Genomic DNA, 19564 nt, shown 5'->3' with positions numbered 1-19564 from the left:
GGGTTTGGGTTGGCGCTCACGCCTGTCAAGCCTTTTTTGCGAGGCTTCCCCCCAGTCGAGCCCTTTCCTGCGCCCCGCAGCCTTCCCCGTCCAGCCCTCCAGCCTTCCAGCCCTCAGCGCTTTTCTCGGCTTTTACCGTTTAGAGCGTCCCCCGCGCCCAAGGCCCCCAGATCGCGAAGGTGATGCCGGGAGTCTGGATGTTGACGAACAGGAAGTGGCCGCTCGGATCGAAGCAGGCGCCGCAGAATTCCCGGCCACGGTAGTCGTCGCCGGAGACATTCTTGCCCGCCGCCGCGGCCTGGACGTCGTCGAAGACCACGTTGTTCTTGGCGAAGATGAACGCCTCGCCGTCGCGGGTCAGGCCGAGCAGGCGCTCGCCGAAGCCGAACTGGTCGTCGACGCCGCCGCCGTCCTCGCACAGCAGCACGCCGCCGCGCGGGCTGACGGTGATGTTGTCCGGGTTGTTGGCGATCAGCGCGTTGTCCGAGGCGAACAGGCAGGTCAGGCGGTCCGTCGCCAGGTCGTGCATCCACACCGCGCCGCGGCCGTAGCCCGGGCGCCCCTGGTCGTCCAGCCCGGCGCTGGTGTCGACGATGAACAGCTTGCCGTCGCTGTACCAGATGCCTTCGCCACGGCTCATGCGCAGACCGCCGGCGGCGCGGGCCTGGACGAAGGGGCCGCTGTCGCTGCCCTGCGGGTCCATGTCCGGATTGGCGATTTCGACCCATTCGAGCTGGTAGCTGTCGCCCTTGCTCGGTGCCAGCAGGTCCGCCTGCGCGACGTTGCGCACCCGCGCACCCTGCAGGATGCCGCCCGCCGCCAGGGAACCCGGCTGCTGGCTGGCGTCGGTGGGAATGTAGCGGTAGTAGCCGGCGCTGTTGCGGTTGTCCTCGGTCAGGTACACGTAGCTGTTCTGCGGGTTGACCGCCACCGCCTCGTGGGAGAGGCGGCCCATGGCGATGATCGGCTGGCCGGTGGTCAGCACCGGGTCGGCGGTGACCTCGAACACGTAGCCGTGCCGGCGGCCGCCGACGCTGCTGTAGTCCGCCGTGGTTTCCTCGCAGGACAGCCAGGTGCCCCAGGGGGTGACGCCGCCGGCGCAGTTGGTGCGGGTGCCGCCGAGGCTCGGCAGGGTGCGCACCGGCTGGTCGATGCCGCGCGGCACGTACAGGTTGGTGGTGCCGCCGGCCGGACGCTGCCCGTTGGCCAGGGTGACGCCGTCGTACACGCCGGTGGCCTCGATCAGGCTGCCGGTGCCGGCCTCGTGGTTGCGCACCAGCACGATTTCGGAGCCGTGCGGGCCGTTGCGCACCGCCACCACGCCCATGCCGTCGTGGGAGGTCGGCACCGGCTGCCCGTTCTCCATCAGGTCGCCAGTCCAGGAGAAGCTGCGGTAGTGGAAGCCCGCCGGCAACTGCAGCAGCGGCAGGCCGGTGGCCATATCGCGCGTCGGGCGCAGCGGCCCGTAGGGGCTTGTCCCGGCCAGCGTGCCACGGCCCTGAGCCTGGCGGGCAGCGAAGGCCTCGAGCGTGCCGAGGAACGGCGTGGTGGCGGCTGCGGCAGCGAGCATGCCGCCCTTGAGCAGGCGGCGACGGCTGGAATCGTGCGAGTGTTCCATCTTGTTTTTTCCTCTTCAGGCTTTTGTGTGGACTGAAGAGGTTTCTACGGTCGCTTTGCGGCAGTGCCGTTACGCTGGGATGGCAGTGGGATGATGCCGGCCGAACGGTCTCCGCCTTGCATGTCCTCAAGCTGTCGTGTGGCTTGTGCCATTGTTCCGGCGTCATTTCCCTCTCCCGTAACACAGCGAAACCAGGACTTTTCTATGCGCCCCTCCCTTCGCCGTTCCCTGCGTCGCCTCTGGGCCCTGGAAAAATTCGGCTACAGCCTGCGGGTGTTCATCGCCCTCGCCGGCGCCATGGGCCTGTGCTGGTATTTCGGCCGGCAGACGATGGTGATCCCGCTGTTTCTCGGCGTCATCGCCAGCGCCCTGGCCGAGACCGACGACAGCTGGCTTGGCCGCCTCGGCGCGCTGGCGGTCACCCTGGTGTGCTTCGCGGTGGCTGCCGCCGCGGTGCAGGCGCTGTTCCCCTACCCCTGGCTGTTCGCCATCGGCCTTGCGCTGTCCACCTTCGCCCTGGTGATGCTCGGCGCGCTGGGCGAGCGCTACGGCACCATCGCCTCGGCCACGGTGATCCTGTCGATCTACGGGATGATCGCCGCCGACCAGCGCGGCACCGACAGCCAGACCTGGCTCGACACCCTGCTGCTGCTCGCCGGCGCCGCCTGGTACGGCCTGCTCTCGGTGCTGTGGAACGCGTTGTTCAGCCATCAGCCGGTGCAACAGAGCCTGGCCCGGGTGTACCGCGAGCTCGGCCAGTACTTCCGCCTCAAGTCGGCGCTGCTCGAACCGGTCCGGCAGCTAGACGTGGAGGCCCGCCGGCTCGAGCTGGCCCGGCAGAACGGCCGCGTGGTCGGTGCGCTGAACATCGCCAAGGAAACCCTGCTCAGCCGCCTGGGCCACGGCCGCCCGGGCGCGACCATCAACGCCTACCTCAAGCTCTACTTCCTCGCCCAGGACCTGCACGAACGGGTCAGCTCGTCGCACTACCCCTATCAGGCGCTCGCCGAGGCCTTCTTCCACAGCGACGTGCTGTTCCGCTGCCAGCGCCTGCTTCGCCTGCAGGCCAGCGCCTGCGGCGAGCTGGCCGAAGCGATCCAGCTCGACCAGCCGTTCCGCTACAGCGAGGAGAACGGCATGGCGCTGGCCGACCTCGACGCCTCGCTCGAGCACCTGCGTGCGCAGCAGAACCCGGCCTGGCGCGACCTGCTGCGCTCGCTACGGGCGCTGTCCGGCAATCTTGCCAACGTCCAGCGCCAGCTGGCCAGCGCCGGCAACCTGGAAACGCTCGCCGGCGAGCAGGACAGCGCGCTGTTCGACCGCCAGCCGCAGTCGCTGCGCGATGCCGTCGAGCGCATCCGCCAGCAGCTGACGCCCACCTCGCTGATCTTCCGCCACGCCCTGCGCATGTCGCTGGCGCTGCTGTGCGGCTACGCGGTGCTGCATGCGATCCACCCCGACCAGGGCTACTGGGTGCTGCTCACCACGGTGTTCGTCTGCCAGCCGAACTACGGCGCCACGCGCATCAAACTGGTGCAGCGCATCAGCGGCACGGCCCTCGGCCTGCTCGCCGGCTGGGCACTGTTCGACCTGTTCCCCCATCCGCAGGTGCAGGCGCTGTTCGCGGTGGTCGCCGGGGTGGTGTTCTTCGCCACGCGCGCCACCCGCTACACCCTGGCCACCGCAGCGATCACCCTGCTGGTGCTGTTCTGCTTCAACCAGGTCGGCGATGGCTACGGGCTGTTCTGGCCGCGCCTGTTCGATACCCTGCTGGGCAGCCTGATCGCCGCCGCCGCGGTGTTCCTGATCCTGCCGGACTGGCAGGGCCGGCGCCTGAACCAGGTGTTCGCCAACACCCTCAGCAGCAACGCCGCCTACCTGCGGCAGATCATGCAGCAGTACGAGACCGGCAAGCGCGACGACCTGGCCTACCGGCTGGCGCGACGCAACGCGCACAATGCCGATGCCGCGTTGTCGGCCACGCTGGCCAACATGCTGCTCGAGCCCGGGCACTTCCGGAAGGAAGCGGAAACCGGCTTCCGCTTCCTGACCCTGTCGCACACCCTGCTCGGCTACCTCTCGGCGCTCGGCGCGCACCGCGAGAGCCTGCAGGACGATGCCAGCGACAGCCTGCTCGACGAGGCCGCCGCACGCCTGGCTGCGGCCCTCGACGAGCTGGCCGAGGCCCTGCGCCTGCAGCGGCCGGTGGACCTCAACCGGGACGACGAGGAGACGCTGGCACGACGCCTGGAGGATGCGCCCGAGGAGATGGACGACGGCCACCGGCTGGTGCAGACCCAGCTCGGACTGATCTGCCGCCAGCTCGGCCCCCTGCGCAGCATGGCCAGCCACCTGATCCGCCGCGCTCCGGGCCAGCCGGCCTGATCGACATTTTCGGCGTCAGCGCCCGCAGGGTGGATGACGGCGAAGCCTCATCCACGCGCCTGGCCGGGCCGATGCCGGGCTCGCCGGTGATCGACCGGGGTTTCACCGAAGCTGTGACGGTCGAGAATCCGCTGGAGGGTGCCGTCCTCGCGCATCGCGGCGATCTCCCGCTCGAACGCCGCGACGATCGCCCGGTGCTGCGGATGGCTGCGCCGCACCACCAGCCTCAGGCCCTTGTACTGGAATTCGCCGGGCAGGAATTCGTAGGCCTCGCGCACCAGGCTCAGTTCGTGATCGAAGTGATACAGCGCCGTGCGCTCGTCCTCCAGGGTGAGGTCGACGCGCCCCGCCGTCAGCATGCGCGCGGCGCTGGTGAAGTTGTTGACCAGCACCCTGGTCAGCGTGGTGTCGTGGGTCAGGCGGTCGGAGTAGCTGTAGCCGCGGACCAGCGCGACCCGCAGGCCGCGCAGGCTGTCGAGGCCGTCGTAGACGATCGGCTCGTCGCGCCGCGTGATCCAGCGCAGGCGGTTGAACAGGTAGGGCGCCGAGTGGAGCGCATAGGGCTCCCGCTCGCGCACGTACCAGGCGCTGTACAGGTCGAAGCGGCCCTGGCGCAGGCCGCGGGTGGCGCGGGTCCAGGGCATCTCGGTGTACTCGACCCGGTACCCGGCGCGCGCCAGGGCGGTCCGCACCAGCTCGACCGCCAGCCCGCCGCCGGGAAGCCCCTGGTCGGTATAGGGCGGCCAGGGATCGCCGACCAGGCGCAGTACCGGCTCCGCCCGGACCAGGCCGGCAGCGGACAGGATCAGCAGCGCGGCGAGCCAGGGGCGAAGCATGCAGGGCGTCCTCGTCAGGATGGGCCGGCAATCAAACCATAAAAAAGCCGGCTCGGCTCCATGCGCCGGTGATCGCGGCGCTCCGCCCGCGCCCGGCGAAACCGGTAAGATGCGCGGTTTTCGGCGCGAGGGGTGTGCGGTGCTGCAAGCGGACGTGGTGATCGTGGGCGCCGGTGCGGCCGGCCTGATGTGCGCCTTCAACGCGGCGGCCCGGGGCCGGCGCGTGCTGGTGCTGGATCACGCCAACAAGGCCGGCAAGAAGATCCTCATGTCCGGCGGCGGGCGCTGCAACTTCACCAATCTCTACACCGAGCCCGCCAACTTCCTGTCCGCCAACCCGCACTTCTGCAAGTCGGCCTTGGCGCGCTACACCCAGTGGGATTTCATCGAACTGGTCGCGCGCCACGGCGTGCCCTATCACGAGAAGAAGCTCGGCCAGCTGTTCTGCGACCACAAGTCCAGTGACATCCTCGCGCTGCTGCTCGCCGAGTGCGACCGCTACGGCGTCGATATCCGCCTGCAGACGCCGGTGCAGGACATCCAGCGGCTCGAGCCCGGCTACAGGCTGCAGACCGGGCTCGGCGCGGTCGCCTGCCAGTCGCTGGTGATCGCCACCGGCGGGCTGTCGATCCCTACACTCGGCGCCAGCGGCTTCGGCTACCAGGTCGCGCGCCAGTTCGGCCACCAGGTGCTGCCCACCCGCGCGGGGCTGGTGCCCTTCACCGTCACCGAACCGGGGCTCAAGGCCATGTGCAACGAGCTGTCGGGCACCTCGGTGGAGTGCCGGGTGTCCTGCAACGGCGAGAGCTTCCGCGAGAACCTGCTGTTCACCCACCGCGGCCTGAGCGGCCCGGCGATGCTGCAGATTTCCTCCTACTGGCAGCCCGGCGACCTGCTGGAGATCGACCTGCTGCCGGACCACGACGCGCTCGCCTGGCTCGCCGAGCAGCAGGCGGCACGGCCCAACATCGAACTGAAGACGCTGCTCGGCGAGGTCTTCACCCGCAAGCTCGCCGGCCTGCTGGTCGAGCAGGGCCTGGCCTCGCGCCCGCTGCGGCAGTACACGCCGGGCGAACTGCGCGCGCTCGGTGAACGGCTCGGCGCCTGGCAGGTGCAACCGGCCGGGACCGAGGGCTATCGCACGGCGGAGGTCACGCTGGGCGGGGTCGACACCCGCGAGGTGTCGTCGAAGACGATGGAGTCGCGCCTGGCCCCGGGGCTCTACTTCATCGGCGAGGTGCTGGACGTCACCGGGCACCTGGGCGGTTTCAATTTCCAGTGGGCCTGGGCGTCCGGCTATGCGGCCGCCCAGTACGTCTGATCACTCGTTGGACATGTTCGACGGCGGCGACAGCTCGCGCGGGCCGGCCGGGTCGGTGGCGGTGTTCTGATGCTCCTGCTGGTTCCGGGCGTTGTTGTCCATGGCCGACTCTTCGGCGTCCGGCGAACAGCCGGCCAGCAGCAGGGCGGCGAACAGCGCAGGGATGACGGCGGTTGCTCTCATCGGGTTCTCCGTGGGCGCGGGCGCACGGGCGCCCGCGAGGGTGAATCAGGGCTTCGGCGTGGCGGACGGGGTGTCGTTGCCGCTGGCGGCCCCTTCGCTGCCCGTGCCGGGGCCGCTGCCGGACGAGGTGCCCAGGCCGCTGCCGTTGTCCGCCGGTGCCGAAGGCGCGGAGCCGCCCTCCGTGCCGGTGGTGCCCGCATCGCCGCTGCCGATGCGCGGAGCACCGGGGCTGGCGGTGCCGGTCGGGCCTGCGTCGGTGCCCGGTGCAGGTGCATTCATCTCGCTCTGGGCCGGCGGCGGCGTCTGCGGCTCGTCGGGTTCGTCCGGGCCACAGCCGATCAGCAGCAGGGCGGCCAGGGGTGGCAGTAGGTAAGTCAGGCGCATCGAATGCCTCCGTTTGCAGCGGCCGGTCGTCGGCCGAGGTCTATGCACCTGATGCGACCACGACCCGCGCAGGGAGTGCCGCGGCCGGCCGACGGCCGGTCGCGCGGGGCACGGGCGCACGGCCGCGACGCAGGCCCCTCGGAAGGGCCGCGGCGCGGCGCAGGCCAAGGCTTCAGCTGGCCTTTTTCAGCTCTTTCTTCATGCCTTTCCTGATGTCGGCCATCTGCTGGCCCATCTCGTCCAGGCGAGCCTGGTCGAACAGCTTCTCGCAGGTCGGGAACATGTCGCTCTCTTCTTCCTCGATGTGATGTTCGAGCAGTTCCTTGAGCACCTTCGCCCGCCCGGAGAATTCCAGGCTGCCGACCTCGGTCTTCTTCAGGTCGGGCAGCACCAGCGAATCCACCGCACGGTGCTCTTCCTTGGCCTCATAGGCCATCTTGGCCTCTTCCTTGTCGCCTTCCTTGCGCAAGGCCGGGTAGAGGACCTCTTCCTCGATCCGGGTGTGGGCGGTGAGCTCCTGCTCGATCTTCTCCAGCAGCTCGGTGCGCAGCTTGACGGCACGCTCGGTCGACTCGGTCAGACGACCCAGCAGGTCCTTGATGCGCACATGATCCTGCTTCAGCAATTCGATCGCGTTCATGTTCGTCTCTCATCGGCTAATCGACGCGGGCTCGGGCCCGTCTGTTCGTCTGCCGCCACCCGGCAGGTGGTGGCGGCCTTGCCCAGGCGTGCCGGGCTCAGGCGTACTCGTAGGTCGGCAGCCCGGCGCGACTGTGGCTCTGCAGGTGAACGATGGACGGCGACATGCCGGCTTCCAGGGCCAGATCGCGGCGGATCGAACAGATCACCCATTCGAGTTGCACCGCCGTCTGCGTCTGCCCACGGGAAATCGCACGCTTGAGGATGACGCGGTCGGCGTTGCGCAGCGTCAGCAGCAGGCCTCCGTCCGGGCGGGGTTCGGTAACGACTTCGAACTCGGGGAAGGCGGCAGTAAGGGTATGTTGTGCAGCGGTCATTGTTCTGTACTCCAGTTAGTCCAGCCGGCTACCTAGGAGCAGCGTTCGTGCCAACCGCACGGACAAAATAAATCCCTTTAAAAACAAGAAATTATATAAAACCACCTGCTCGCGGGGCCGTGCAGAATGCAAGACGGCTGCCGACGGAGCGTGCATTCTGCGAGACCGGTCACATAACGCCGGGGCGCCACATCCCGCAGCCCGGGGCCCAGCGGGCCGCGCCTACCGTTGCGCCTGAACTTGCCGCCGCCCAGCGGCTCAAAGGTTGACGCCAACCGCCATATCTGCCTACTTCACAGCGTTCGAAGAAACGCCGAGATTTCCGATGACGCCATCGCCCCCCTGCAAGATCGTTCTGCTGGTAGAGGACGAGCCCCACATCCTCGACCTCCTCGCGGACTACCTCGCCGGCGAGGGCTACGAGGTGCTCAAGGCGCGGGACGCCACCGAAGCGTTCGATATCCTCGCCACCAAGCCGCGCCTCGATCTGCTGGTGAGCGACTTCCGCCTGCCGGGCGAGGTCTCCGGCGTGGCCATCGCCGAGCCGGCGCTGAAGCTGCGGCCGGACCTCAAGGTGATCTTCATCAGCGGCTACCCGATCGAGATCTACGAGTCGGGCAGCCCCATCGCCCGCACCGCGCCGGTGCTGGCCAAGCCGTTCTCGCTGGACAGCCTGCGCACCCAGATCAGACGCATGCTCGAGTGACCGGGCAGCCAGCCATTCATCCGGAGCCCCGATGGCCGCCATCGACCTGCTCATCTGCGACTGCGACGGCGTCATCGTCGACAGCGAAATCATCAGCCACCGGGTGCTGTTCGAGGCACTCGCCCGCTACGTCCCGAGCGAAACGCTGGAATCGCTGCTGGAGGGCACCTTCGGCCTCACCGTGCCGATGATCCTCGAGCGCATCGAGCGCGAGCTGGGCCTGGCGATCCCGGACAGCTTCGACAGCGACCTGCGCCGCGTCAGCGAAGCCACGGTGGCGCGCGAGGTCAAGCCGATCCCGGGGGTGCGCGAGGCGCTGCTGACCATCGAGCTGCCGCTGGCGGTGGCCTCCAACAGCCGTCGGCACAACGTCGAATCCAGCCTCGAACGCGCCGGACTGACCGACCGGGTAGCCGGCAACGTGTTCAGCTCGGACATGGTCGCCAACCCCAAGCCCGCCCCGGACGTCTACCTGCTGGCGGCCGAGCGCATGGGCGCCGATCCGGCCCGCTGCCTGGTGGCCGAGGACAGTCCCACCGGCGTCCAGGCGGCTCTCGCCGCCGGCATGCAGGTGATCGGCTTCACCGGTGCCAGCCATATCCCGCCCGGGCACGGCGAACGCCTGCTGACCCTGGGCGTCAGCGCGGTGATCGAGCGGATGGACGAGTTGCCGGGGGTGGTGGACAGGTTGGGGAGGGGATAGGCCGGTTGTAGGCCGCAGGCCGCAGGCGAGAGCGGCAGGCGGCAGGCGGCAGGCGGCAGGCGGCAGGCAAGAGCTTGAGGCTTGAGGCTTGAGGCTTGAGGCTTGAGGCTTGAGGCTTGAGGCTTGAGGCTTGAGTGTGCGGGTCATGGGCGCGGCAGCAAGGCCGATCTACCCGGCAGGAAAAAAGGATCTGCTTGTGTAAAAAGCGACCGGCTCCCCGGCTGGGTCAGGCCGGAAGGTAGATCCGAAAAGTCGGCTAGGCAGGTGATGCTGTTCACTTAGGCAAGCTCGCCGCGAGGTCGGGCCTCCCCACAGAAGCGACGTTGCCCACAACCCCGTGGGAGGCCGCGCCCGTTCCCGACGGGCTTACGGCATTCACCACATCTTTGTGGCTTGCGCGCCCTCGCGGCGAACTCAGGCTTGCAGGCCCTGCGAAAGCCAAGTAAACAGCATCAGGCCAGGCCGGAAGGCCTTTTCGTCCAGCCTTCCAGCCTTCCAGCCTTCCAGCCTCCAACCTTCCAGCCTGCCAGCCGCGCCTTCGGCGCGGCCGGCGCGTCAGCGGACCTTCGGGTCCAGCTCGCCCTTGGCGTAACGGTCGAACATGACGTCCAGCGACACCGGCTTGAGCTTCGAGGCGTTGCCGGCGGTGCCGAAGGCCTCGTAGCGCGCGATGCAGATCTCGCGCATGGCCTCGACGGTCTTGGCCAGGTACTTGCGCGGGTCGAACTCGCTGGGGTTCCTGGCCATGAACTGGCGGATCGCGCCGGTGGAGGCCAGGCGCAGGTCGGTGTCGATGTTCACCTTGCGCACGCCGTGCTTGATGCCTTCGACGATCTCCTCGACCGGCACGCCGTAGGTTTCCTTGATGTCGCCGCCGAACTCGTTGATCACCACCAGCCACTCCTGCGGCACCGAGGACGACCCGTGCATCACCAGGTGGGTGTCCGGGATGCGCTGGTGGATTTCCTTGATGCGCTGGATCGACAGGGTGTCGCCGGTCGGCGGCTTGGTGAACTTGTAGGCGCCGTGGCTAGTGCCGATGGCGATCGCCAGGGCGTCCACGCCGGTCTTCTTGACGAAGTCGGCCGCTTCTTCCGGGTCGGTCAGCAGTTGGCTGTGGTCCAGCGTGCCCTCGGCGCCGATGCCGTCTTCCTCGCCGGCCATGCCGGTCTCCAGGCTGCCCAGGCAGCCCAGCTCGCCCTCGACCGAGACGCCGCAGGCATGGGCCATCTCGACCACGCGGCGGGTCACCTCGACGTTGTACTCATAGTCGGCCGGGGTCTTGCCGTCTTCCTTCAGCGAGCCGTCCATCATCACCGAGGAAAAGCCGAGCTGGATGGAGCGCTGGCACACCGCCGGGCTGGTGCCGTGGTCCTGGTGCATGACGACCGGAATATGCGGGAATTCTTCCACTGCGGCGAGGATCAGGTGGCGCAGGAAGGGGGCGCCGGCGTACTTGCGCGCACCGGCCGAGGCCTGAACGATTACCGGGGAATCGGTCCTGTCGGCCGCTTCCATGATGGCGCGCATCTGCTCGAGGTTGTTGACGTTGAAGGCCGGCACGCCGTAGCCGAACTCCGCGGCGTGGTCGAGCAACTGGCGCATGCTGATGAGTGCCATGGTTTTCCTGTCTCCCGGTTAGGGTTCCGTGATGTCGATAAAGCCTGCCGCAGGGGCCGGCGACGTTTCAAGCGCCACGCTGCATTGGCGCGGCATTGTAGGCTGTGCCCGGCTGCGAGGCAGCTGTTGTTGCCTTAAAGGTTGATCAGCGAGGCGCTGCAGCCATAGGCCAGCAGCTCGTCGTCGGCGACCCGGTAGACCAGCGCCTCGGCGCCTTTGTCATGGAAGGCCAGAACGCCATCGCTGTAGAAAGTTCCGTAGGTCGAGGGTTCCCTGCGCAAACGGTAGGCCCGCTCGCTGCTACCCACCTTGAGATCGACTTCGGTCTTCGCCGCGTTGGCGTAGCGCCAGGCGATGTCGTTGTCGCTGGCGCACTTCCAGCGCACGAAGGGCGCGTCCTCGCCGGTCTGCCAATGGCCACAGCCGGCGAGCAGCACCAGCGGCGCCATGAGCCACAATCCTTTCATCCACGCTCCTTCAGCCGTTCAGGGGCATTCCTGCTGGTCCGGTGAGTTGATGGTGGTCGGATCGGCGGTCGCCTGGACCTCGACGCGCTGATCGTTCTGCGCCGTCGGACTCTCGGCCGGCGGCGGCGTGAAGACTTCGCAGGCCGACTCCGGTGCGCCGCCGCCGGCACAGCCGGCCAGCCCGAGGCTCACTGCCAGGATGAGGTTACGCATGGTCGTTTCCCTTTCCGTGTCCTTGTAGGAAACAGACCACGGCGCGCCCCAGGGGTGCCCGCCGCTCCGCTTGTTTCGCTCCGCCCATTACCGGGCGGAGCGCTTCGTCTCCGGAGTCAGCCGGCACGCTGCTCGAGGATCTCGACCGCCGGCAGCACCTTGCCCTCGACGAATTCGAGGAAGGCGCCGCCACCGGTGGAGATGTAGGAGATCTGCCCGCCCACGCCGTACTTGTCGATCGCCGCCAGGGTGTCGCCGCCGCCGGCGATGGAAAAGGCCGGGCTCTCGGCGATGGCCTTGGCCAGGGTGCGGGTGCCCTCGCCGAACTGGTCGAACTCGAACACGCCCACCGGGCCGTTCCAGAGGATGGTCTTCGAGGACTTGAGCAGCTCGGCGAACTGCGCGGCGGTCTTCGGGCCGATGTCGAGGATCATGTCGTCGTCGGCGACCTCGTCGACCGACTTGACCGTGGCCGCGGCGCTTTCGGCGAATTCCTTGGCCACCACCACGTCCACCGGCAGCGGCACGCTGACCTTGGCCGCGATGGCCTTGGCGGTGTCCACCAGATCCGGCTCGTACAGCGACTTGCCGACCTTGTGCCCGGCCGCGGCGAGGAAGGTGTTGGCGATGCCGCCGCCGACGATCAGCTGGTCGCAGACTGTGGCCAGCGAGTTGAGCACATCGAGCTTGGTGGACACCTTGGAGCCGGCGACGATGGCGGCCATCGGCTTGGCCGGGCTCTTCAGCGCCTTGCCCAGCGCGTCCAGCTCGGCGGCCAGCAGCGGCCCGGCGCAGGCCACCTGGGCGAACCTGGCCACGCCGTGGGTCGAACCCTGGGCGCGGTGCGCGGTGCCGAACGCATCCATCACGAACACGTCGCACAGCGCCGCGTACTGCCTGGCCAGTTCGTCGGTGTTCTTCTTCTCGCCCTTATTGAAGCGCACGTTCTCCAGCAGCACCAGCTCGCCGGGCTGTACCTGGACGCCGTCCAGGTAGTCCTTGACCAGCGGCACCTCGCGGCCCAGCGCCCTGGACAGGTAGTCGGCCACCGGCTTGAGGCTGTCGGCCTCGCTGTACACGCCCTCCTCCGGACGCCCGAGGTGCGAGCAGACCAGCACCGCCGCGCCCTTCTCCAGCGCCAGCCTGATGGTCGGCAGCGAGGCGACGATGCGCGCGTCGCTCTTCACCTGGCCGTCCTTCACCGGCACGTTGAGGTCTTCGCGAATCAGGACCCGCTTACCCTGGAGGTCGAGGTCGGTCATCTTCAAAACGGTCATGGCGAGTTCCTTGTATTCCTTGTCGAAAACGCTGAGTCCTGCCGGGTCCGGCCCCGGATCAAGCCCTGTGCGCGGTGCGCAGGTAGTGGTCGGCGACATCCAGCATGCGGTTGGCGAAGCCCCATTCGTTGTCGAACCAGGCCAGCAGGTTGACCAGCCGCGGGCCGGACACGCGGGTCAGGCTGCCGTCGACGATGGCCGAGTGCGGGTCGTGGTTGAAGTCGCAGCTGGCGTGGGGCAACTCGGTATAGGCGATCAGCCCGGCCAGCGGCCCCGCCTCGGCGGCTTCGCGCAGGACCCGGTTGACCGTCTGCGCATCGGTGTCGCGGGCCGTCTGGATGGTGATGTCGAGACAGGAGACGTTCACCGTCGGCACCCGCACGGCTTTGGCCTGAATCCGCCCGGAGAGTTCCGGCAGCAGCCGCTCGATGCCGCGCGCCAGCCCGGTGGAAACCGGGATCACCGACTGGAAGGCCGAGCGCGTGCGGCGCAGGTCGTCGTGGTGGTAGGCGTCGATCACCGGCTGGTCGTTCATCGCCGAGTGGATGGTAGTGATGGAGGCGAACTCGATACCGACTACCTCGTCGAGCAGCTTGAGCAGCGGCACGCCGCAATTGGTGGTGCAGGAGGCGTTCGACACCAGCCGTTCGCGCCCGGTCAGGCGCTGGTGATTGACGCCGAGCACCAGGGTCGCGTCGACGTCAGCCTCGCTCGCCATCGGCTGCGAGAACAGCACCCGCGGCACCCCGGCGTCGAGAAAGCGCTGGCCGTCGGCGCGGGTGTGGTAGGCCCCGGAGCATTCCAGCACCAGGTCGACCCCCAGCTCGCGCCAGTCGATGGCCTCCGGCGTGGATTCGCGCAGTACCTTGACGCAGTGTCCGTTCAGGTGAAGGCAGTCACCGTCGACGCTGACCTCGCCGGGAAAACGGCCGTGGGTTGAATCGAAACGGGTGAGGTATTCCAGGCTGGCCATGTCGGCCAGGTCGTTGAGCGCGACGAACCGGAAGTCGAATGCCGCGCCGCGCTCGTAGAAGGCACGCAGCACGCAACGGCCGATACGGCCGTAGCCGTTGAGGGCGATGCGGTAGGGGCGGGAGCGATTTTGCGACATCGAGATTCGGCCTGTTTTCAAGCCGCTTGAGCGCTGAAGGCTGGAGGCTGGACGAAAAAGCAGCTCGGTGCCGCCTGTCGTCCAGCCTCCAGCCTCCAGCCTCCAGCGCCTTTTTAGTCTTCCAGAAGCTCTTCAGCCACTTCGAGAATGTGCCCGACGGTAAAGCCGAAATGCTCGAACAGCTGGCCGGCCGGGGCGGATTCGCCGTAGGTGGTCATGCCGATGACCCGGCCGTCCAGGCCCACGTACTTGTACCAGTAGTCGGCGTGCGCCGCCTCGATGGCGATGCGTGCGCCCACTTCGACCGGCAGCACCTGCTGCTTGTAGGCTGCGTCCTGGGCGTCGAACACGCTGGTGCAGGGCATGGAGACCACACGCACCTTGCGGCCCTGTTCGGTCAGCTGCGTCGCCGCCTGCATGGCCAGGCAGATCTCGGAACCGGTGGCGATGAGGATCAGCTCGGGCTCGCCGACGCAGTTCTTCAGGATGTAGCCGCCGCGGGCGATGGCCCCCTCGGTCTCGTGGTCGCGCACGTGGAACGGCAGGTTCTGCCGCGAAAAGATCAGCGCACTGGGGCCGTCGCGGCGCTCGAGCGCGTACTTCCAGGCCACCGCCGATTCGACGGTGTCGGCCGGACGCCAGGTGTCCAGGTTCGGCGTGGTGCGCAGGGCGACCAGTTGCTCGACCGGCTGGTGGGTCGGGCCGTCCTCGCCGAGGCCGATGGAGTCGTGGGTGAACACGTAGATCACCCGCTGCTTCATCAGCGCCGACATGCGCACGGCGTTACGCGCGTACTCCATGAACATCAGGAAGGTGGCGCCGTAGGGGATCAGCCCGCCATGCAGCGCCACGCCGTTCATGATCGCGCTCATGCCGAATTCGCGCACACCGTAGTAGATGTAGTTGCCGGAGGCGTCTTCCTCGACCACCGGTTTGACGCCCTTCCACAGCGTCAGGTTGGAGCCGGCCAGGTCGGCCGAGCCGCCGAGCAGTTCCGGCAGCAGCGGGCCGAAGGCGTTCAGGCAGTTCTGGCTGGCCTTGCGGCTGGCGATGGTCTCGCCCTTCTGCGCCACTTCGCGGATGAAGGCCGAGGCCTTCTCGGCGAAGTCGGCGGGCAGCTCGCCAGCCATGCGCCGGGTGAACTCGGCGGCCAGTTCGGGGAACTCGGCCTGGTAGGCGGCGAAACGCTGGTTCCACTCGGCCTCGGCCTGGGCGCCGGCGTCCTTGGCATCCCACTCGGCGTAGATGTCGGCCGGAATCTCGAACGGGCCGTGGGTCCAGCCCAGGGCCTCGCGGGTGGCGGCCACTTCCGCCTCGCCGAGCGCCGAGCCGTGGGATTCTTCCTTGCCCTGCTTGTTCGGCGCGCCGAAGCCGATGATGGTCTTGCAGCAGATCAGCGTCGGCTGGTCGCTCTTGCGCGCGGTCTGCAGGGCCAGCTCGATCTCGTCGGCGTCATGCCCATCGACGTTGCGGATCACCTGCCAGCCGTAGGCCTCGAAGCGCTTGGGCGTGTCGTCGGTGAACCAGCCATGCACCTCGCCGTCGATGGAGATGCCGTTGTCGTCGTAGAAAGCGATCAGCTTGTTCAGACCGAGCGTGCCGGCCAGCGAGCAGACCTCGTGGCTGATGCCCTCCATCATGCAGCCGTCACCCATGAACACGTAGGTGAAGTGGTCGACGACGGTGTGGCCGGGGCGGTTGAACTGCGCCGCCATGACCTTCTCCGCCAGCGCGAAGCCGACCGCGTTGGCGATGCCCTGGCCGAGCGGGCCGGTGGTGGTCTCCACACCCGGGGTGTAGCCGAATTCCGGATGCCCCGGCGTCCGGCTGTGCAGCTGGCGGAAGCTCTTCAGGTCGTCGATCGACAGGTCGTAGCCGGTCAGGTGCAGCAGCGAATAGATGAGCATCGAACCGTGGCCGTTGGACAGCACGAAGCGGTCGCGGTCGGCCCACTTGGGGTTCGCCGGGTTGTGCTTCATGTAGTCGCGCCACAGCACTTCGGCGATGTCGGCCATGCCCATGGGGGCGCCGGGGTGGCCGCTGTTGGCTTTCTGCACGGCATCCATGCTCAGTGCGCGGATGGCATTGGCTCGCTCACGACGGCTGGGCATCGCTGAATCTCCTGCGGGGGTACGGCTGGAACGAAAGGGCGCACATTTTCGCCCAGCGGCCCCTCGGGGGGCAAACGATTAAAGCGAAGGCTGGAAGGCTGGAAGGCTGGAAGGCTGGAAGGCTGGAAGGCTGGAAGGCTGGAAGGCTGGAAGGCTGGAAGAGCGTTGGGGCCGCCTGATGCCGATGCAAGCTTTTTCTGCAGAAAGAACGAAAAACTTTCACCCAAGCCGGGGAAGCTGAGCGTCATCCTCGTCAAGCCGTCAAGCCTTCTTTAATCGGGCCGGCTTCGCCGGCCTATATCAAACTTTTTTGATACAGCCTTGCCCCTCCCCCTTCGCGCGACTAGACTTCGCCGCCATGAGCCTGCGTGTCCCCCAGTTGCGTTTCGAAGCCAGCGACCAGCTCGCCGCCCTGTGCAAGGCCGCCGGCGATCCGCTGCGGCTGAACGTGCTGCGGGCGCTGGCCAGCGATTCGTTCGGCGTGCTGGAGCTGGCGCAGATTTTCGCCATCGGCCAGTCGGGCATGAGCCATCACCTCAAGGTGCTGGCCCAGGCCGGGCTGGTGGCGACGCGGCGCGAGGGCAACGCGATCTTCTACCGGCGTGCGCTGCCGCAGGCCGAGAGCATCGGTCGTGGGCTGCATGCGGCGCTGCTGGAAGAGGTCGACCGGCTTGAATTGCCGTCCGAAGTAACCGTCCGGATCGAGACGGTGCATGCGCGGCGCAGCGCGGCGAGCGAGGATTTCTTCGCGCGCATGGCGACCAGCTTCCAGGCCCGTCAGGACCTGATCGCCGGCCTGCCGCAGTACCGCGACAGCGTGCTGGCGCTGCTCGAGGCGCTGCAGCTGCCGGCCGAAGCCACGGCGCTGGAAGTCGGCCCGGGCGACGGCGGCTTCCTGCCGGAGCTGGCGGCACGCTTCCGCCAGGTGCTGGCGGTGGATAACAGCCCGGCGATGCTCGAGCTGACCCGGGCGCGCTGCCAGCAGGAAGGGCTCGGCAACGTCGAGCTGCGGCTGGCCGACGCACTGAACGACGCGTGCCCCTCGGCCGACTGCGTGGTGGTGAACATGGTGTTGCACCACCTGGCCGCGCCCGGCGAAGCGCTGCGGCAACTGGCGCGGCTGGTGAACGCGGGCGGCAGCCTGCTGATCACCGAGCTGTGCAGCCACAACCAGAGTTGGGCCAGGGAGGCCTGCGGCGATCTCTGGCTCGGCTTCGAACAGGACGATCTGGCCCGTTGGGCCGATGCCGCGGGGCTCACGCCCGGCGAGAGCCTCTACATTGGCTTGAAGAACGGTTTTCAGATCCAGGTGCGGCAGTTCGCCAAACCCGCTGACGACGACCGACTCACCCACCGGTAACAGGAAAACCGATAGATGAGCGAATATTCGATTTTCACCTCCGAGTCCGTATCCGAAGGGCATCCGGACAAGATCGCCGACCAGATTTCCGATGCGGTGCTCGACGCCATCATCGCCGAGGACAAGCACGCCCGCGTGGCCTGCGAGACCCTGGTCAAGACCGGCGTGGCCATCGTCGCCGGCGAAGTGACCACCTCGGCCTGGGTCGACCTGGAACAGCTGGTGCGCGACGTCATCATCGACATCGGCTACGACAGCTCGGACGTCGGTTTCGACGGCGCCACCTGCGGCATCGTCAACATCATCGGCAAGCAGTCGGTGGACATCGCCCAGGGCGTCGACCGCTCCAAGCCGGAAGACCAGGGCGCCGGCGACCAGGGCCTGATGTTCGGCTACGCCAGCAACGAGACCGACGTGCTGATGCCGGCGCCGATCTGCTTCTCGCACCGTCTGGTCGAGCGCCAGGCCGAAGCACGCAAGTCCGGCCTGCTGCCCTGGCTGCGGCCGGATGCCAAGAGCCAGGTCACCTGCCGCTACGAGAACGGCAAGGTGGTCGGCATCGACGCCATCGTGCTCTCCACCCAGCACAATCCCGAGGTCAAGCACGCCGACCTCAAGGAAGCGGTGATGGAGCTGATCGTCAAGCACGTGATCCCGGCCGAGCTGCTGCACAAGGGCACCCAGTTCCATATCAACCCGACCGGCCAGTTCATCATCGGTGGTCCGGTGGGCGACTGCGGCCTGACCGGGCGCAAGATCATCGTCGACACCTACGGCGGCATGGCCCGTCACGGCGGCGGCGCCTTCTCCGGCAAGGATCCGTCCAAGGTCGACCGTTCGGCCGCCTATGCCGGCCGCTACGTGGCGAAGAACATCGTCGCCGCCGGCCTGGCCGAGCGCTGCGAGATCCAGGTCTCCTACGCCATCGGCGTGGCCCAGCCCACCTCGATCTCGGTGAACACCTTCGGCACCGGCAAGATCGCCGATGCCAAGATCATCGAGCTGGTACGCGAGCACTTCGACCTTCGCCCGTACGCCATCACCCGCATGCTCGACCTGTTGCACCCGATGTACCGCGCCACCGCGGCCTACGGCCACTTCGGCCGCCCCCCCTACGAGATGACGGTCGGCGAAGACAGCTTCACCGCCTTCACCTGGGAGCGCACCGACAAGGCCGAGGCGCTGCGCCAGGCGGCCGGCCTGTAAGGCTGCTGCAAGCTGCAAGCAAGCGTAGGGTGGATGTCGCTTTTTACATCCACCGCGGCTCCGCTCGCCGGGTCGGTGAAGCCGGGACCCGACCCTACAGCTGCAAGCGAATCAGTGTGGCTGCTGGCCATGCTTTTCTGCCTTTACTTGCAGCTTGTGGCTTGAAGCTCACCGCTGCGTTTGCAGGCGTCAGGCTGCAAGAAAAGCCCCGCCGGTAAAGACCGTGCGGGGCTTTTTGCATTCGCCATTGTGCAAGTTCTGGCGCAACCGGCGCGCAGCCCGCGAACCAGTCCATAAATAACGGCGCATCGTTTGCCCTCGCCGCTGCCCGTGCGGCAAGGTACCGGCTCGCATACCGATAAGGATATTGGTCATGACCGGCAAACCCGCCGCCCGGCTGGGCGACCCAACGGCCTGCCCGAAGAAGGGGCATGGCGACAACCCCATCGTCAGCGGCTCGCCCGACGTCTTCTTCGACGGCCTGCCCGCCGCCCGCGCCGGCGATGCCACCGCATGCGGCAGCACCCTGACGGGCAACCTCATCCCCAACGTGCTGATCAACGGCAGGCCCGCCGTCGTCCAGGGCAGCCTCGGCGACCATGGCAATCTGGTCATCGGCGGCTCCGGCACCATCATCATCGGCACCACGCACACCCCGGCGCCCTTCGTTCCGCCCGAACCGCTGAACCTCGGCGGCGCTCCCGTGGCTCGGGCGCCCGCTGCGCCGGCACTGCCGCAACGGCCAGCGGCGCCCAGTGCCCACGCCTGGCAGCAGGAACCCGGCGACCCCACGCCGTACGGGCTGGAAGAGGAAGACGAGGAGGAAGAGCTGGCCAGCCGCCAGGCCGTCACCCTGCGCATCGGCGTGTTCTTCGACGGCACCGGCAACAATGCCGCCAACAGCGCCATCGGCGCCCAGTGCCGCGCGCCGGCGCTCGGCCTCGGCGAGCAGGAGGCCCTGGCCATGGCCCAACGCTGCGAAGCGCACCATCTCGCCCCGGACAGCAGCTATGCCAACGATGTGAGCAATATCTGGCGGTTGTATGA

General features: G+C 67.8%; 19 protein-coding genes. 7 read left to right on the top strand and 12 right to left on the bottom strand.

All coding sequences use genetic code 11. The features are described 5' to 3' along the window. Positions 1-139: 139 nt before the first annotated feature. Positions 140-1618 carry a PhoX family protein gene (locus H610_RS0107950; protein ID WP_028239171.1) on the bottom strand — a complete coding sequence of 493 codons (1479 nt, stop codon included), beginning with the start codon at positions 1616-1618 and terminating at the stop codon, positions 140-142. Between the two features lie 204 nt (positions 1619-1822). On the opposite strand from H610_RS0107950, the gene yccS reads away from it, so the two are divergent. Then, the gene (yccS, locus tag H610_RS0107945) at positions 1823-4003 is read left to right on the top strand and encodes a YccS family putative transporter (protein ID WP_028239170.1); all 2181 of its coding nucleotides are present in this window, start codon (positions 1823-1825) and stop codon (positions 4001-4003) included. A gap of 47 nt (positions 4004-4050) precedes the next feature. Here yccS and H610_RS23525 read toward each other — a convergent pair whose 3' ends face one another. Continuing rightward, positions 4051-4839, bottom strand: a complete 789-nt coding sequence (locus tag H610_RS23525; protein ID WP_051231598.1) for a substrate-binding periplasmic protein — start codon at positions 4837-4839, stop codon at positions 4051-4053. Positions 4840-4948: 109 nt separating this feature from the next. On the opposite strand from H610_RS23525, the gene H610_RS0107935 reads away from it, so the two are divergent. Continuing rightward, positions 4949-6160: a BaiN/RdsA family NAD(P)/FAD-dependent oxidoreductase gene (locus H610_RS0107935; protein ID WP_051231596.1), complete on the top strand. Its 1212-nt coding sequence runs from the start codon at positions 4949-4951 to the stop codon at positions 6158-6160. On the opposite strand, the gene H610_RS0107930 is transcribed toward H610_RS0107935, so the two are convergent. From H610_RS0107930 to H610_RS0107915, 4 genes are all read right to left on the bottom strand, one after another. After that, a complete protein-coding gene (locus H610_RS0107930; RefSeq protein WP_028239168.1) occupies positions 6161-6343 on the bottom strand; it encodes a hypothetical protein in 183 nt (60 codons plus the stop codon). Positions 6344-6388: 45 nt separating this feature from the next. Then, positions 6389-6727 (bottom strand): hypothetical protein, encoded by a 339-nt coding sequence (locus H610_RS0107925; RefSeq protein WP_028239167.1) that lies wholly within the window; start codon positions 6725-6727, stop codon positions 6389-6391. Positions 6728-6899: 172 nt separating this feature from the next. Beyond that, entirely contained in the window at positions 6900-7367 is a 468-nt protein-coding gene (locus tag H610_RS0107920) for a hemerythrin domain-containing protein (RefSeq protein ID WP_028239166.1), read from the bottom strand. Positions 7368-7464: 97 nt separating this feature from the next. Then, entirely contained in the window at positions 7465-7743 is a 279-nt protein-coding gene (locus tag H610_RS0107915) for a DUF3509 domain-containing protein (protein ID WP_028239165.1), read from the bottom strand. A 325-nt stretch (positions 7744-8068) separates the two neighbouring features. Here H610_RS0107915 and H610_RS0107910 point away from each other — a divergent pair, with 325 nt between their 5' ends. Next, the gene (locus H610_RS0107910) at positions 8069-8449 is read left to right on the top strand and encodes a response regulator (RefSeq protein ID WP_028239164.1); all 381 of its coding nucleotides are present in this window, start codon (positions 8069-8071) and stop codon (positions 8447-8449) included. A gap of 31 nt (positions 8450-8480) precedes the next feature. Then, complete coding sequence (locus tag H610_RS0107905; protein WP_028239163.1) at positions 8481-9152, top strand: HAD family hydrolase; 672 nt, start codon at positions 8481-8483, stop codon at positions 9150-9152. Positions 9153-9707: 555 nt separating this feature from the next. Here H610_RS0107905 and fba read toward each other — a convergent pair. The 6 genes from fba to tkt form a co-directional block, all read right to left on the bottom strand. Next, on the bottom strand, positions 9708-10772 hold the full coding sequence (gene fba, locus H610_RS0107900; RefSeq protein WP_028239162.1) for a class II fructose-bisphosphate aldolase: 1065 nt from the start codon (positions 10770-10772) through the stop codon (positions 9708-9710). A gap of 134 nt (positions 10773-10906) precedes the next feature. Further along, on the bottom strand, positions 10907-11239 hold the full coding sequence (locus H610_RS0107895; RefSeq protein ID WP_028239161.1) for an MliC family protein: 333 nt from the start codon (positions 11237-11239) through the stop codon (positions 10907-10909). 18 nt (positions 11240-11257) lie between these two features. Further along, entirely contained in the window at positions 11258-11452 is a 195-nt protein-coding gene (locus H610_RS0107890; protein ID WP_028239160.1) for a hypothetical protein, read from the bottom strand. Positions 11453-11568: 116 nt separating this feature from the next. Next, entirely contained in the window at positions 11569-12729 is a 1161-nt protein-coding gene (locus H610_RS0107885) for a phosphoglycerate kinase (protein WP_028239159.1), read from the bottom strand. A gap of 58 nt (positions 12730-12787) precedes the next feature. Further along, a complete protein-coding gene (gene epd / locus H610_RS0107880; RefSeq protein ID WP_028239158.1) occupies positions 12788-13840 on the bottom strand; it encodes an erythrose-4-phosphate dehydrogenase in 1053 nt (350 codons plus the stop codon). A 113-nt stretch (positions 13841-13953) separates the two neighbouring features. Continuing rightward, positions 13954-15951, bottom strand: coding sequence for a transketolase (tkt, locus tag H610_RS0107875; protein WP_028239157.1), 1998 nt, complete (start codon positions 15949-15951; stop codon positions 13954-13956). 358 nt (positions 15952-16309) lie between these two features. Here tkt and H610_RS0107870 point away from each other — a divergent pair, with 358 nt between their 5' ends. From H610_RS0107870 to H610_RS24550, 3 genes are all read left to right on the top strand, one after another. Further along, positions 16310-17311, top strand: a complete 1002-nt coding sequence (locus H610_RS0107870; protein WP_028239156.1) for an ArsR/SmtB family transcription factor — start codon at positions 16310-16312, stop codon at positions 17309-17311. 15 nt (positions 17312-17326) lie between these two features. Then, a complete protein-coding gene (metK, locus tag H610_RS0107865; RefSeq protein ID WP_028239155.1) occupies positions 17327-18517 on the top strand; it encodes a methionine adenosyltransferase in 1191 nt (396 codons plus the stop codon). A gap of 373 nt (positions 18518-18890) precedes the next feature. Continuing rightward, positions 18891-19564, top strand: a 674-nt coding sequence (locus tag H610_RS24550; protein WP_201768355.1) for a PAAR domain-containing protein, incomplete at its 3' end; no start/stop codon positions are given.

The sequence above is a fragment of the Stutzerimonas azotifigens DSM 17556 genome (assembly GCF_000425625.1).
GTDB lineage: Bacteria > Pseudomonadota > Gammaproteobacteria > Pseudomonadales > Pseudomonadaceae > Stutzerimonas > Stutzerimonas azotifigens.
Note: the sequence above shows the minus strand (reverse complement) of the source record. Positions and strands in the feature narration are given on the sequence as shown.